General features: G+C 62.3%; 2 protein-coding genes. Both read left to right on the top strand.

The genetic code is table 11. The annotated features are described in order from the left end of the window. Window positions 1–320: 320 nt before the first annotated feature. A complete protein-coding gene (locus FKM97_RS24455; RefSeq protein WP_144295083.1) occupies window positions 321–7916 on the top strand; it encodes a SpvB/TcaC N-terminal domain-containing protein in 7596 nt (2531 codons plus the stop codon). A 71-nt stretch (window positions 7917–7987) separates the two neighbouring features. Further along, entirely contained in the window at window positions 7988–16987 is a 9000-nt protein-coding gene (locus FKM97_RS24450; RefSeq protein WP_144295082.1) for a Tc toxin subunit A-related protein, read from the top strand. The last annotated feature ends 58 nt before the right edge of the window (window positions 16988–17045 follow it).

Raw genomic sequence — 17045 nt, 5'->3', positions numbered from 1 at the left:
CGACGCGTCCCTGTATCTAGTCGCACAGCCACTTTGCTTGAGAACGAATTGCGGAACCGTCTGCCGGCACCTGCAGCAGCCAGTACTTTCATCGTAAGAGACAATTTTTACTTTAGACCCTCAGATTTCCTTGGGGTCGTTTTATTTCGACTACCTAGGCATTAGTCAGTGGCAAATGCCACACCACTGGATCACAGGTTTCTCTATTACTGGGCGTCGCTGAGATTTGGAATGCCTTGCTGATCCACGATCGTGCATTGGCATATCAACGGTTTTGTTCTCATGTTAAGCTGCAGCTTGTTCTAGAGGGTCCTGGTGTTATGGGCCAGCTCAACTCAGATCCCCCGCTGCCCGCAAACACTCGAGACGCGGACGGTGTCGGACGGCGGAGGGACCAAGCGTTTACATCTCCAACCGTATCGCTGCCCAAGGGCGGCGGCGCGTTTAGGGGGATCGGGGAAAAATTCGCAGCAAACCCCGTAACGGGCACCGGCTCGCTTGCCCTGCCTCTTCCCCTCAGTCCTGGACGCTCAAGCTTCACCCCTCAAATCGCACTGACCTATGACTCCGGGGCCGGCAACGGCCCCTACGGCTTTGGCTGGAGCCTCAACCTGCCCAGGATCACTCGACGGACCGATCGCGGTCTGCCGACCTATGGTGATGGGCTTGACGGCGATGTTTTCATCCTGTCCGGGGCCGAAGACCTGGTCCCGGTCCTTGGCTCCGATGGCGCTTACTTCGAAGAGCAGAGGGACGGCTACCGCATCACACGCTTCCGACCCCGTACCGAAGGGTTGTTTGCGCGCATCGAATATTGGTGCCGGATCGCCGACTCGCGGGAGTCGCATTGGCGTTCCATCTCTTCAGACAATGTGACGACGCTCTACGGTGCATCGTCGGCGAGCAGAATCTCAGACCCCGATGATCCGACACGAATTTTCAGCTGGCTTGCCTGCGAGACTTTCGATGCCAAGGGAAACGCGGCTGTCTACCAGTATCTGCCCGAGGATATTCGCAACGTCGACTTTGACAGCCCCTGCGAGGCAAACCGAAGGGATGCTGACCGCACCGCCAATCGGTACTTGAAGCGGATTCTCTACGGCAACGCGACCTCCCGGCGGCGACAGGCGGATCTTTCACTCACGCGCTGGTGTTTCGAGCTGGTCTTCGATTATGGCGACCACGATGCGGTGAGCCCGACGGTGGAGCCCGACCGGCCGTGGCCGGTCCGCCCCGATCCCTTCTCCGTTTATCGCCCAGGCTTCGAGATCAGGACCTACCGGCGCTGCCAGCGTTTCCTGATGTTCCACCGATTTGCGGAGCTGGGAGCAGACGCTCAGCTCGTGCGATCCCTCGCTCTCGACTACCAAGACCTCCCCGATCCGGAGATGGCCGCACCCCGTGAAGAACTCGGGCACCCGGGGAGCACTCGCCTCGGGTCATTCCTTCGCCGCGCAGTCATGGCAGGCCATGCGGAAAGCGGGTTCTCCAAGCCGACGCCTCCCCTCGAGTTCAGGTATTCCCGCCCCACCATCAGCAACGAGACGCAAAGCCTGGATGCTTCAAGCGCTGCCGATCTGCCCTGGGGCGTCGATGGCATCCACTCCAGCTGGGTGGATTTGAACAGCGAAGGCATGCCCGGCGTTCTCAGCCGGCAGGGCGAGACCTGGTGGTACAAGCCGAATTTCGGCGCGGGAAAGCTGGGCGACCAGCAACCCGTGGCTCAGGCGCCTTCAGGCCGGTCTGGCCTCCGATTTCTTGATCTCGCCGGGGATGGGACGCTGGACGCGGTACAGCTCGAATGGCCCCAGGCCGGTTTCTTCGAGCGCGAAGACGAGGCTGGCTGGTCTGCCTTCACACCGTTTGCAAGCCAGCCGAATGTCGACTGGAGTGACCCCAATCTGCGCCTGGTCGACCTCACGGGTGATGGCCATGCCGATATCCTGATCACGGGGGACGAGGCGATTTCCTGGCACGCCTCGCTGGGCGAGGAGGGCTTCGGGCCCCGCCAGTCGACCCCGTTTGCCTCCGATGACTCCGCCGGACCGCGGTTGGTCTTTCACGACAGGACCGAGACGCTTTTTCTGGCTGACATGTCGGGCGACGGCCTCGCCGATCTGGTCCGTCTGCGCAATGGCGAAGTGACGTACTGGCCCAACCTCGGCTACGGGCGATTCGGCGCCAAAGTCACCATGGCCGGCGCGCCGACCTTCGATGCGCCCGAACATTTTAATCCCGGGCGCATTCGCCTTGCTGACATCGACGGCTCCGGCGTCACCGATATCCTCTATCTCGCCGAAGACGGAGTTCGTCTCTATTTCAACCGCGCAGGCAATGGCTGGACGCCACCCGTCATCGTGGGCGGTTTGCCTCCTATCGATGACGTGGCCAATGTGAGCGTCGTCGACCTCCTGGCCAATGGCACTGCGTGTCTGGTGTGGTCCCGCCCGCTGCCGAACCATGTCCAGTCTGTGTTGAGCTACGTCGATCTGATGGGCGGCTCGAAGCCCCACCTCCTGACCAGCTTCGAGAACAATCTCGGCGCCAGGACGGTGATCCACTACGCATCTTCTGCGCGGTTCTACCTTGCGGACAAGCAGGCCGGTCGGCCCTGGCTGACCCACCTGCCGTTTCCCGTGCATGTGGTTGAGCGCACTGAGGTCTACGACCAGATCAGCCGCACCCGCTTCACCACCCGTTTTGCTTATCATCACGGCCATTTCGATGGAAAGGAGCGCGAGTTCTGCGGCTTCGGAATGATCGAGCAGTGGGATACGGAGGAGTTCGGCGGCCTCGATCCCGACGGCACTCTGCCACCCGCCGCCAATGCCGACGCGGCCTCCCATGTCCCCCCCGTTCTGACGCGCAGCTGGTATCACACCGGCCTCTATCTCGGCCGCGATCGCGTCTCCAGCGCCTTCGCTGGTCTTCTCGACCCCATGGATGTCGGGGAATATTATCGCGAACCCGGGCTCACCGACGCACAAGCCCGCCTGCTGCTCCTCGAAGACACCGTCCTCCCTGCGGGTTTGACCGCTGACGAGGAACGTGAGGCCTGCCGAGCGTTGAAGGGGGGCCTTCTGCGCCGCGAGGTCTACGCGCTCGATGGCACCGACAAGGCACCCCACCCCTATTCCGTGATCGAACAGAATTTCGCCCTCCGGCTCCTGCAACAGAGAGGGTCCAATAAGCATGCAGTCTTCTTTGCCCATCCCCGGGAATCGATCGTCTATTATTACGAGCGCGACCCTGCAGATCCGCGGATCGCGCAGGCTCTAACACTTGAGGTCGACGCCTATGGCAATAGCCTCAAAACGGCATCCGTCGCCTATGGGCGCCGCCAACCTGACCCGGCGCTGGACCCAGCAGACCAGGAGGCTCAGGGCGAAGTCCACATCGTTCTTAACGAGACCGATGTCACCAACGCCATCGAGGACCCCGATGCCTATCGAAAGCCCGTTCCGGCCGAACAGCGTAGCTTTTCACTGACGGGGCTCGGCGCTCCAGGGCAAGGACACCGCTTCACAGCTGACGAAATCCTGGCCGCCGCCGTCACCGCTGCCACGCTCCCCTATCACCAGTCACCGACTCCCGGACTGGTGCAGAGCCGCCTGATCGAGCATGTCAGGACCCTCTATCGCCGAGATGATCTCGCCGGCCCCCTCCCCCTCGGCACGATCGAGCCTATGGCGCTGCCCTTCGAGGCCTATCGCCTGGCCTTGACGCCGGAGCTGGTCGCCCAGGTTTACGGACCCCGCGTCACCGAGAGCATGCTCCTGTCCGAAGGCCGCTATGTCCACAGCCAGGGCGACGATCTTTGGTGGATTCCCTCCGGCCGCGCCTTCCTGTCTCCGAATGACGCCGACGACGCTGCCGCCGAGCTGTCTCACGCCGAGGAGCATTTCTTCCTCGTCAACCGGTACAAGGACCCGTTCGGTGCGGTCACGACCATCACTTTTGACAGTTATGACCTGCTGATCCAGCACGTGCGGGATCCTTTGGGCAGCATCGTCACTGTCGGCGAGCGCGACACTGCAGGCGCTGTGGTCGTGCAGGGCAATGACTACCGCTTCCTGCAGGCGCGCCTGATCACCGACGCCAATGGAAACCGCTCCGCAGCAAGCTTCGACGCACTGGGTATGGTGGTCGGCACTGCGGTCATGGGCAAGCGCGACGAGGTTTCGCGACGGGGAGACCTGATCGATGGCTTCATAGCGGATCTCCCCGACGACATCATCCTGGATCACCTGACAAACCCGTTGGCGGACCCCCATGCCATTCTCCAGCGGGCGACGACGCGAACTGTCTACGACTTGTTTGCTTATGCCCGGACCAAGCACGAGGCCCGACCGTCGCCCTGCGTCCTCTACAGCCTTGTGCGTGAGACCCATGACGCCGACCTTGCTCCTGGAGCACTGACCCAAGTTCAGCACGGCTTCACCTATTCCGATGGCTTGGGACGCGAGATCCAGAGGAAAATCCAGGCCGAGCCCGGTCCTGTGCCGCGGCGTGATCCTCTCACCGGCTCGATTGTCGTCATCGACGGCGACCCTCAGCTCACAGACGAGAGCATCGCACCCCGCTGGGTCGGTACCGGCTGGACCGTGTTCAATAACAAGGGCTTCCCAGTCCGGCAGTTCGAGCCGTTCTTTTCCGATCGACACGGCTTCGAGGCTGATACGCGCGTGGGTGTCAGCACGATTCCCTTCTACGATCCTGTGGGACGTGTCGTCGGCACCCTGCGCCCCGACCATAGCTGGGACAAGGCAATCCTCGGAGCGTGGCGGCAGGAGATCTGGGACGTCAACGACACGGTTCTGACCGATCCGACCACGGATCCTGAGCTGCGCGATTTCATTCGGCACCTGCCGGAGGCGGACGACCTTCCGACATGGTTCGAGCAGCGCCGATCGGGAGCCATGGGCCCCCATGAGAGAGCCGCTGCGGTGAAGACGGCGAACCATGCCGCCACGCCCGCGGTTTCCTTCAGCGACTCACTGGACCGGACCTTCCTGACGATCGCTCACAACCGCTTCACGTTGACCGAGACCGATCCGCCGACTGAGGCGCTGCATTCAACCCGGATCGTCTTCGACATCGAGGGCAATCAGCGCGCGGTCATCGATACCCTGGGTCGCACCATTCTTCGCTGCGACTATGACATGCTCGGCCGCCAGCTCCACCATCAGAGCATGGATGCCGGAGCGCGATGGTCTCTGTCGGATGTTGCCGGCAAGCCGATCTATGCTTGGGACAGTCGCGATCACCGTTTCCGTGTGACCTACGACACTCTCCAGCGCCATCTCCAGACGTTCCTGTCCCGGAACGCCTCGTCCGAACAGCTCATCGGCCAAACGGTGTATGGCGAAGGCGAACCCGACCCGGAGACCCGCAACCTTCGCGGAAAGCCGTTCCAGTTCTTCGACCAGGCCGGACTGGTTATCAGCGAAGACTATGATTTCAAGGACAATCTTCTGTCGGCGCAGCGTCGCCTCGTGCGCGAATACAAAGCCGTCATCGACTGGTCGACAAGCCCCGAACTCGAGCCGGAGACCTTCACAAGCAGCAATGTCTACGATGCCCTCAATCGACCCGTGTCGGTCGCAGCCCCCGATGGAAGCGTCTACCGGCCCATCTACAGCGAGGCTAATCTGCTGCAGGCCGTCACCGTCAATATTCGGGGGGCTCCCGCACCCACCGCGCTGGTCACCAATATTGACCATGATGCCAAGGGCCAGCGCCAGCGCGTCGATTACGCAAATGGCGTCACGACGCGATATGAGTATGACCGGCTGACAGTTCTGCTGCGCCGGCTGGTCACCACGCGCGCGTCAGATCAAGCGGTCCTCCAGGACCTTGCCTATAGCTACGATCCCGCAGGCAACATCTCCGCGATCGACGACAGCGCACAGCCGACTCTCTACTTCGCGAACCAGAGTGTCGACGCGAGTACCGACTACACCTATGACGCTCTCTATCGACTCATACGAGCCGAGGGGCGCGAGCATATCGGTCAGACCTCGCAATCCTGGTCAAACTGGAACGATCAATCGCGGTCGCGACTGCCTCAGCCCGGCGACGGGCAGGCCATGCGCCGCTATGTCGAACGATATGAGTACGATGCCGCGGGGAACCTGCTGACTCTGGCCCATCGGGCGACAGATGGCAACTGGCAGCGCAGCTATGCCTATGAGGACCCGAGTCTGATCGAGCCCATTCGGCCAGGCAACCGTCTGAGCAGCTCGACCGTCGGGGGTCTCACCGAGACCTATGCCCATGATGACCACGGCAATCTCATCGCACTGCCGCATCTTGCCCTGATGCGCTGGACCTACAATGACGAACTCGCCGCCACGGCACGTCAGGCTGTGGCCAGCGGCGCACCGGAGACGACCTATTACGTCTATGACGCGAGCGGTCATCGAGTTCGCAAGATCACCGAGCGCCAGAACGGGACCCGCAGAAGCGAACGCATCACGCTCGGCGGATTTGAGGTCTATCGGGACTATGACGCCGCCGGACTTGCCATTAATTTGCAGCGCGAGACGCTGCATGTGATGGATGACCAGCGCCGAATTGCGTTGATCGAGACCCGCAGCCTCGGCAATGACGGGTCTCCGCAACAACTCATCCGCTATCAGCTCGGAAATCATCTCGGCTCCGCCAGCCTGGAACTGAGCGATGCCGGCGAGATCATCAGTTACGAGGAGTATACGCCCTACGGCGCCACCTCCTATCAGGCCGTCCGCAGCCAGACGGAGACTCCCAAGCGCTATCGCTTCATAGGATGCGAGCGTGACGAGGAAAGCGGGTTCTATCTCTGCGGAATGCGCTACCACGCGCCCTGGCTCGGGCGATGGGCCAGTTGCGACCCGGCCGGCCTTGCCGGTGGACTGAACCCCTATGCCTATGCCCACGGCAATCCGATCCGTTTTATCGATCCCCTCGGCCTTGAGCCCGAGCCCGTCAATTTGCCGGCCAACACACCCCAGGATGCGGAGGGCAATTATCTTATTCCCGGCGAAATCATAGAGATCGTCGACAAGGCGCCCGTCGTGGACGAGCTGGAGTCCGCCCGACGGCGGGGGCTCATAGACGTCGTCAGCCGAGAGGAGTTCGAACGCCAGATCCGGTTCCAGAACCGCGACAACAAAAGCGACTACAGCTGGCTCACCGGCCCTCCCGAGGAGTGGTACTGGACCGAGTTTCCCGAAGAAGCCCAGGCCGAAGCTGAGGCGAAATTTGATCAGGCCGTGAGCAAGGAATACAAGCGCGTCACCGACGACCTCTCTGTCAGCCTGTCCAAATCCTATCGGAGGATGGAGGCTGCCTATAATGTGGGCAGAGGCATTGCCATCGGCACCGGCGTGGCGGTCACGGTCCTCTTTGGCGGCGCTGCAGCGATCGCTGCCGAAAGCAGCCCGGCAACCTTTGCGTTCGCAGCCTCGGCCTATAATTCCACGCCCTTGGTCATCGGCGGCGCCCTTGTCGCCGGCATCGTTGCTCCGCCTGGAGTGGACGTCCCAGGACCGTGGGACGACGTTAGCAAGACCCTGAAGACCCTGGGCGTCTTCGAACAAGACGTTGCCAAATTCGCCAAGGGCGAGAAGGTCTGGGGACAGATCGAGAGGGGATCGGCGAAGGTTCTCGGCTATTTCCAGCTCGGCAAACGCAAGGTCACCGCCGGCGTCCTGGAGTTGAAGTCAAACGACGAGGGCGGCAACATGATCAGGGCCATCCTCACCTTCCGACAGCAGGCAACCGCCTTGGCGAAGCAACTGGGGGTGAAAACCCTGAGACTCGAGGCAAACACAGTCGTCAATACCAAGGAAGTCCCTGCCTACCTTCAGAAAATGGGCTTCAAGCCCTTCAAGAACGACGACTACTCATTTTTCCTGAACATCTTCTTCGATTGAAACCGGCCCTCCCTCCTTCGAAGGCCGGAAATACGGGAACATCGCAGGCTGACATCAAAGGGTGACCAGTCATGATCCGGCAGCTGACATCAGGCCCACTTTCCCTCGGCATGGGCGGCGACGCCGTCGCCCAGCTTCATCGCGCGGCCTCGGCGCTTGGCCGGACGATTCCCGGAGACGAGCGATCGGCACACATCATGGGCGCGGGCACGGTGGCCGTCATCCGGGCTCTGCAGACCGACCTCGGACTTCCGTCCAGCGGCATCGTCGACGATGCGACGGTGCGCGCGATCAATTCCAAATTGTCGACCTGGGCGCTCGACAAGCGTGTTGTGCTCGGCACGGTGCGCGACGCCAACGACAAGCCCTTCACGAAAGGGTTCGTCGAACTCTACGCCCAGATCTCGGGCCGCGAACAGGCGGTCGGCAAGTCGCCTCTTAACGACAGGGACGGCACCTACCAGATCACCTACCAACCGCCCACCGCCGTAACTGGGCGCGTCGATCTCCGCGTGGCGGTCCTTGGTGAGTCGGGTCTTCTGGAAACCATCCCGAGCGGGGCAAACATCCTCAGCGACGCCCGCGCCCGAGAGGTTGTAGATTTCATCCTCAGCGGTGCAAAGAATCGCGCCCTCACCGAGTTCGAACTGATGCAGGAGGAGCTTGCGCCCCTCTTGGAGGGCCGCGCTCCTGGAGACTTGACCGAAGATGCCACCGACCGCGGCGTGAGCCTGCTCGCGACCCGCAGCGGCTACTCCTCCGATCAGGTCGCTGCTTTCGTATTGGCCCACAAACTCAAGGACATGAATGCGCCGCCGGCCGTGGTCTATGGGCTTCTGACTCAAGGTCTGCCCCCCAATACGCAGGCGATGCAGTCCATGCATCCGGAATTGCGCCTCGGCGCCCTGCGGGCTGCGGTCGCCGAGGGAACCATCCCCGAGACGATCGATGGCCGGAAGACGGAGGAGTATCTCTCCGGCTTCGCTCCCGTCCCGACCAGCCAGTTATCGGCATTGCTGGGCCGCTCGCTCAGCCACGACGAGATCGGTAACTTCGCAAACCAGTATCTGGAGAGCCCGGATCCGTCGGAATTCTGGAAGCGGATCGAGAGCGATCCGGCATGGGCAAGCCGCGCCGCGGACCTGAAGCTGACGGTCCAGCTCGGTGCCCTCACCAACAATCACGTCCCGCTCGTTGCCGCACTCCGGGCAGTGCCGGGGCTGACCGAAGCTGCCGACCTCGCCCGGCTGACGGCCGAGGACTGGCAGGCCTTGATCCGCACTCAGGGTGTCGGTGTCCCAGCAGAGATGCCTGGAGCCGATCCCGACGACAAGGTAACCCTCTATGCGAACCAGATCCTCGCCCAGGTCGAAGCCGCCTTTCCGACGCGCTTTCTGGCGGAGCGGTTGGGGTCGTCTCCCGTCGCAGCCTTCCTAAAGGCCCAGCCGGCCTATGATCTGAGGACGACCTATCCCGCAGCCTTCTTTAAGGACACCCCTGCATCGGGTCCGACATTGGCGCCATCCGACCGGCAGCAACTGCAAACCTTGCAGCGACTCTATCGTCTGACCGGCAGCACTTCGGAGACTTTGGAGCTTTCCCGCAGCGGGCTCAAATCCGCTGAGAGCATCGCGCGGATCGATCGCCAGGTCTTCGCCCGGCAGCACAAGGACACTCTCTCCGCCGAACGCGCTGCGGTGATCCATCACCGGGCAGTGCGCGTTGCCGCCTTGGCGCTCGCACTCGCGGGCGAGAACGGCGCCCAGCTGAACCGAACCGGTATGCGTGCCCTGCCCCGCCCCGACCTCGAAACCCAGGCGCAGATTGCGGTCAACTCGATCCCCGATTGGGAGACCCTCTTCGGTGCATTCGATCTTTGCGCCTGCCAGGACTGCGCCTCCGTGCACGGACCCGCAGCCTATTTCGTCGATGTTCTCAAGTTCTTGGGCGACCGTGGTGTGAGAGATGCGCTGTTCGCGCGGCGTCCGGACTTGGGCGACATCGAGCTCACCTGCGAGAATGCGAACACGGCGATGCCGCTGATCGATCTCGTGAACGAGGTGCTGGAGGATGCCGTCGCCCCGCCGCCACCCTTTGCGCCCCAGACGTTGGATCCATCCCTCGAAGCCGAACTTACCGACGGCGTCGGGTCCCCTGCCCTGGCCGCTGCCTTCACGCCGCCACTGACACATGGGGTCCGTGTTGAGACACTTCATCCTGGCCGCCATTGGCGTGTCTGGGGCGACAGCTTTGCTTACGGGATTTCCAAGGACAATTCGGCCCTGACCGTGACAGCGCGCAGCAGGCAGACGACGGGCACGGCGGCGGAGCGGTTGGCCACCCATGCCTTCCGCAACAGCGCGGCCTACTCCGAACTCGCTGGCGCCGTCTATCCCTGGACGTTGCCTTTTGATCTTCACAGCGAAGAGGCGAATCTTTTCCTGTCGCATCTCGGAGTCACGAGGTCCGACCTGATCCAAGCCATGTCACCTCTGGCCGACCCCCCGAATTCATCCTCCAGCCTCAACGCCTCCATTGCCCGACTTGGCCTCACCGAGACCGAGCGTAAGATCATCGTCGATGAACCGCTCATGCCTCCGAGGACCCCGGAGGAGTTCTGGGGTCAGGCATCCCTGTCCGACCTCACCACGGTGCAACCCTTCCTCGATCGGTCCGGTTTGACCTATGCAGATTTGGTCGGAATGCTCAGCACTTGGTTCGTCAACCCGGATCGATCCGTCAAGATCGCTGCCAAGCCGGACGCACCGACCGACACCTGCGACACCTCAAAGCTCCAGCTCACCGGTTTGAGCGAGGCCGTCCTTGGCCGCATCCACCGATTCACGCGACTGTGGCGCCGGCTCGGCTGGGACATGCTCGAGCTCGACCGCGTGCTCGAGGCATTCTCCCGGGATCTGCTCTCTCCGGCGATCGACAACGAAGCGCTCATCCGGCTCGATCATTTCCGCTCCCTCGCCACGCGCCTGCGTCTGCGCCCGTCGCAAGCCCTCGCCTTATGGCAGCCGATCGGCACGGAAGAGCCCCGCTCGCTTTACCGAGACCTCTTCTACAATCCTTCCGTCTTCAAGCCTCAACATGAGGATTTCCTCCTCGATGCCGAAGGGCTTGATCTCGTCCACACGGATGCAGCCCTTGGCGATCACGCAGCCGCGCTGCAGGCGGTGTTCCGCCTGAATTCAGAGGGCTTTGCCCTGCTTGCCGCGAACACCGACGGCAAGCTCAGCCTGGCCAACCTATCCGCGATCTACCGTCACGCCGTTCTGGCACGGCAGGTGTCGCTTTCGATCCCAGACCTGCTCATCGCTCTCGATCTGACCAACCTCGATCCTTTCGACTCGGAACATTCCGAGCAGGCGCTTCAATTCCTGGATGCGGTCAAGGCAGTCGGTGGCTCAGGCCTGGGATGGGCTGAGCTTGATGATCTGCTGCGGCATCGGGCAAACCCAGCGGCCGCCTTCATTCCGCAGGATGAAGATCTGGTCCGGCAACTTGATGAACTGCGCACAAGCCTCCTCGCAATCGAGGCCCCGTCGGAGGAGGAACGTCTGCGTCGCCGTCAGGGCGCCCTCGTCGAGAGCATCTCCGCATTCATTGGGCTCGATCCCGTCATTGCCAGCGTCCTGCTGGAGCAAACCGTGCACGGTGTCGACACTGCTGTGCAGGTGCTCCTGGCTTTGCCTGAGATTACGGGTGTCCTCTCGCGTGCCGCAGCGGGTCGGCAGGTCGATGTCCTGGAGCAGGTGCTCAAGACTGCAAAGCTGATCCAAACCTTCAACAGTCCACCGGGCGCCATCCAGTGGCTGTTCCGGGAAAGTCCCTTCCTGATCTCGGCAGAACATCCAGCGCCAGGCCCGATCCCTTACGAGGCATGGTCCTCGCTGTTTCATCTTCAGCAGGTCCGACAGACCGCGGCGCTGGAGGACGCCGCGCTCACCGCGATCCTCCAAAGCCTGGATGCCATCGCGGCGGCTGCTGATCTGCCCGCACAGATCGCCTCCAAGACCGTTTTCGTCGAAACCCTTGTGACGTGGCTGTCCTGGTCCAAGTCCGATATCGAGACCTTGATCGGACCCTCGGGCGACATCGCCGATCAGGGCGTTCTCGGTGCGCGCCTTCCGCAGGACTTTCGCATCGGCCTCGTGGGACGCCTCGTCCGCGCGATGATGGTGCTCAAGCAGCTGGGAGTCCCGGCGGAACGGGCGCTTCAGTGGTGCACGCCCTCGATCGGCGAGGCCGAGGCCAAGGCGATCAGGGAGGCCGCCAAAGCCGGCCATGACGAGGAGAGCTGGCAGCGGCGTGCAGTGTCCATCCAAAATACCCTGCGCGACGGGCAGCGTGGCGCTTTGGTGGACTATCTCCTCGCCCGCCCCTCCACATGGTCCCCCGGCTTGGAAAAGGCCTCCGCGAGTGAACTCCTGGCCCATTTCCTCATCGATGTCGAAATGAGCTCCTGCCAAGTCAGCTCACGGCTAAAGCAGGCCATTGGTTCGGCGCAGCTTTTTGCCCAGCGGGCGCTCATGGGACTCGAGCCGGGCGTCGAGACGGCCGATCCGAAATGGTCGCAATGGAGCTGGATGAAGAATTTCCGGGTCTGGGAAGCCAACCGAAAGATCTGGCTCTATCCGGAAAACTGGATCGAACCCGCACTGCGCGACGACAAAAGCCCGTTCTTCAAGGAACTCGAAGACGAGTTGCTGCAAACAGACGTGACGGACTTCACCGCTGAGCAAGCCCTCCTCCACTATCTTCAGAAGCTCGACGAAGTCGCGCGCCTGGAGATCACCGGCGTCTACGAGGATCCGGAGCGCAAGACCCTTCATGTCTTCGGCAGAACCTTCAACACCCCTCATGGCCATTTCTACCGGCACCGGGATGCCGCGACATTGTCATGGTCGCCTTGGCAGAGGGTCGATCTCGACATCGAAGGCAACCATCTCATTCCGGTCGTGCTGAATGCGAAACTGATGCTGATCTGGCCGATCTTCAACGAGAAGGTCGCCGAGAAGCAGGTCGTCATGCCAGCCCCTGGCGGCAAGCTCGAGGCGGGCGACCGCTATTGGGAGATCCAGCTCGCATGGAGCGACTATCAGAACGGCACTTGGGCGGGCAAGAACCTCTCCGGGCCGGTCACCTTCACCGCCTATCTGGGGGAGGATGACGTGCTTTTCGGCCCCCGGGTCGCCGGCTTGCAGGACGTTGTTGCCATGGCCCGCAGAATGGACGACGACGGCCCCGTCATCATTGACGACGATCCGCCCGACGTCGACCCGGTCACGCCGCCCCCGCCTCCCCGCCCCACATCGAGCAATGGACCCAGGCGGCTCGTTCCCAAGGAACTCATCTCGTTCAAGGGTCTCGTCACCGGCGACATGCTCGTGGTTCGCGGATATTTGCGGCGAGACTATCGCCGCACTCCAGCCAGTGGGGATGCCCAGATCGCCTATCCCTTCGGCGAGTTCCGCTTCACCGGATGCCGCAAGATCGTGACCACGGCTCCGAATCCGCACATTGCCCGGCGCAATTTTGCCTTGGCGCCCAAAGGCACCAAATTCGATCATATGGCATTTACACAGACAGCGCCGGGCCTGGTACTTTACGATGGGACATTCCCGGTTTTTCCGTCGCACATCCTGCCGGAATTCCAAAGCAACTCCAACGAGCCGGCACCCGCGGGCACCGATCCGTCCGGCACCCTCGTGAACAAGCGAGACATTCCGGTTCTGAATGCAACGCCCTGGACGTTCAGGGTTTTGGCGCCACACCAGGATCTATGGTTCGTCGGCGACCGTCCCTTCTTCTTCGGCGATACGCGTCGCACCTTCCTTGCCACATCGACAGGGCGAACAAGCAAAAGAAACCCCATGGCCGAATGGGCCGGTGCCGACTTGGCGGTGGCCTGGCGCGGCGACTATTTCAGTCGGCAGCCCTTGCCTGACAACGACCTTGACCGGCCGGGCTCGGCCAGCGACACCCTGGCCCCTCTTGTCGCTCTCGTGCCTGGGCCCGGAGGCCGTCGGGTCGCCATGCGAATGCCCGCGGTCGATCTTACCCCTGCTTTCTTGGCCCAGACCCTGCTCCCGACATTCTGGACCAGCAGAACCTATCGCTTCGCAAACTTCCACCATCCCTATCTCTGCGATTTCGTGAAGACATTGGCCAGCCAGAGCCTCCCCGGCCTCCTATCGCTGGAGACTCAAACCGCCTCGGATCCGGCGTCGTTTGACGCCTATCAGCCGCAGGGCCGCGTGCTTCAGGACCATCCCATCGACGAGGTCGAGTTCCAGTCCGGCAGGGCTTATGAGCTCTACAATTGGGAGCTGTTCTTCCACATCCCGATGCTGATTGCCGATCACCTCGGGGCCAATCAGCGCTTCGAGGACGCCCTCCGCTGGCTTCAGTTCATCTTCGATCCGACGGCGGCCTCCGACGGTGCGGTCCCGCAGCGCTATTGGCGCACCAAGCCGTTTCACGACCGGCTGAGCGGTGACTACGCAGCCGAGGCGATCAAGTCGCTCGAACATTTGATCGCCTCCGGACCTTCCGAGGCTTTGGCCTCGGCCGTCGCGGTTTGGCGCAGCACGCCCTTCAGCCCTCACGCCGTCGCCAGGCTCCGCACCACCGCCTATCAGAAGACGGTGGTGATGAAGTATATCGACACTCTGATCGCCTGGGGGGATCAGTTGTTCAGGCGCGACACGCTGGAGGCCATCAACGAGGCCACTCAGCTCTATGTCCTTGCCGCCGATATCCTTGGCCGCCGACCCGAGATCATCGACCGGGCTCTCAGGCCCGCCGTCGAGACGTTTAACAGTCTGGAGCCAAAGCTCGGATCGCTCGGCAACGCGTTGGAAGAGATCGAGCTGCTGATCGCCGACCCCGGCGAAGACAGCGCCCCCTCGTCCTCTGCGCCGGACCCGGACCTTCCATCGGCCACGATCCTCTATTTCTGCGTGCCCGAAAACCAGAAGCTCGTCGGTTACTGGGGCACGGTCGCCGACCGGCTGTTCAAGATTCGCCACTGCATGAACATCGAGGGCCAGGTTCGGCAGCTGCCGCTGTTCGAGCCGCCGATCGACCCGGCTTTGCTCGTGCGGGCTCAGGCTGCCGGAATGAGCCTCTCCGACAGCCTGGGTGACCTGGCGATGCCGCTTCCGGCATACCGCTTTTCCGTGATGTTCCAGAAGGCGAGCGAGCTCGTCGGCGAACTTCGGCATCTGGCCGACGGCTTGCTTTCCGTGATGGAGAAACGCGACGCCGAAGCTCTCTCGACCCTCCGCGCCAGCCAGGAGCTCCGGGTCCTCAAAGCCGTCCGCGACATCCATGTGAGCCAGATCGAGGAAGCGGCCGCCAGTATCGCTGCATTGGAGCAGAGCCGACAATCGGCTCTCGCTCGCAAAGACTTCTATGAAAGCCGCGAGTTTACAAGCGCACTGGAGAAGGCAGCCCTGGGTCTCACTGCCGCCTCACAGGTCCCGTTGGGGGCGAAGGCTGCGGCCGAGGCCATGTCCATCGTCGTGCACCTCCTGCCGGACGTGAAGGCGGGCGCACCGACGACCGTCGGGTTCGAATTCGGCGGCAAGAACAAGGGCGCAAGCGGCGGCGCCTTTGCCGATCTCAAACAAACTCTGGCAATGCTGCTGAACATCGCGGCGTCCGCCACGAGCCGCATGGCGGAATATGACCGCCGTCAGGACGAATGGGATCTCCAGGCCCGGCTTGCCTCCCTGGACGCAGCCCAGATCGACAGGCAGTTGACCGCAGCCCAGGTCCGTCTCGCGATCGCCGAGCGCGAGCTGCGCAATCACGACCGCCAGATCGAGGATGCCGCCGATGTCAGCCGTCACTTCCATGACAAGTTCTCGTCCCAGGACCTCTATCAGTGGATGATCGGCCAAGTGTCGGGACTTTACTTTCAGATCTATCGCCTGACTTTCGACATGGCCAAGCGCGCCGAGCGTTGCTTCCAACACGAGCTGGGCCTCGCCTACGGTTCTACCGCATTCATTCGCTTCGGATATTGGGACAGCCTCAAGAAGGGGCTCATGGCGGGGGATCACCTTGCGTTCGATCTCAAGCGGCTTGATGGGGCCTATCTCGAAGGCAATATCCGGGAGTACGAGCTCACCAAGCATGTGTCGCTGCTGGCGCTCGCGCCGGAGCAACTGATCGCCCTGAAGGAGACCGGCCTCTGCGAATTCGAAATTCCGGAGTGGCTGTTCGACCTCGATACCCCCGGCCATTTTCGCCGGCGCATCAAGATGGTGAGCCTGACCATTCCGTCGGTCACGGGTCCCTACACGACCATCCACTGCAAGGCGACGCTCTTGAACAGCGCCTACAGACAGAGCACGGATGTCGCTGGCGGTTATGCGCGGCTGTCGATCGACGATCCCGCGGGACCGGACCCGCGCTTCATCGACGACCTCAAAATCCAGGAGGCGATCGTGACCAGTACCGGCCAGAACGATGCCGGATTGTTCGAGCCCTCATTGCGGGACGAGCGCTACCTTCCCTTCGAAGGCGCCGGCGCGATCAGCCGATGGCGGCTGGAGCTCCCGACCCATTACAAGACCTTCAACTATCATACGATCTCCGACGTCATCCTGCATATGAGCTACACGGCACGTGACGGGGGCCAGCAGCTGGTCGGAGCCGCTGCCGGTGCGGTGGCCCAATTCCTCGGGGACGCAACGGCCGCACCGCTGTTCAGGCTGTTCAGCCTGCGCCATGAGTTCTCTTCCGAATGGCATCGCTTCGCCACGTCTCCCTCACCGGGCACCCATGTCCTTACCGTGGATTTGGCGGGCTCGCGCTTCCCCTATTTCGTTCAGGGCCGATCGATCACCATCAGCAAGGCGGAGACGATCGCCAGCTCCCGGTCGACCACTCCGGTTCCTATCGCGATCGCGCCCGGCGAGAGTCCCCCTGACCTCACCCAGCTCTCCTGGACCGGCAGCGACGGCAGTCCAGGTCTCTGGTCCATTGCCACGGAGAGTGATCCGCGAACGATTGAGAACATCTTTGTCGTCGTTACCTACAGCGCGGCTTGACTACTGTAATAACGCAGACCTAGATCGACTGGGACCATGTGCCATTCGTGAGCGCAGC

Source organism: Rhodoligotrophos appendicifer, from assembly GCF_007474605.1.
Lineage (GTDB): Bacteria > Pseudomonadota > Alphaproteobacteria > Rhizobiales > Im1 > Rhodoligotrophos > Rhodoligotrophos appendicifer.
Note: the sequence above shows the minus strand (reverse complement) of the source record. Positions and strands in the feature narration are given on the sequence as shown.

Excerpts from the sequence above, each read along its gene's own strand:
- FKM97_RS24450 (WP_144295082.1), top strand. The coding sequence starts at position 7,988 with ATGATCCGGCAGCTGACATCAGGCCCACTTTCCCTCGGCATGGGCGGC.
- FKM97_RS24455 (WP_144295083.1), top strand. The coding sequence starts at position 321 with ATGGGCCAGCTCAACTCAGATCCCCCGCTGCCCGCAAACACTCGAGAC.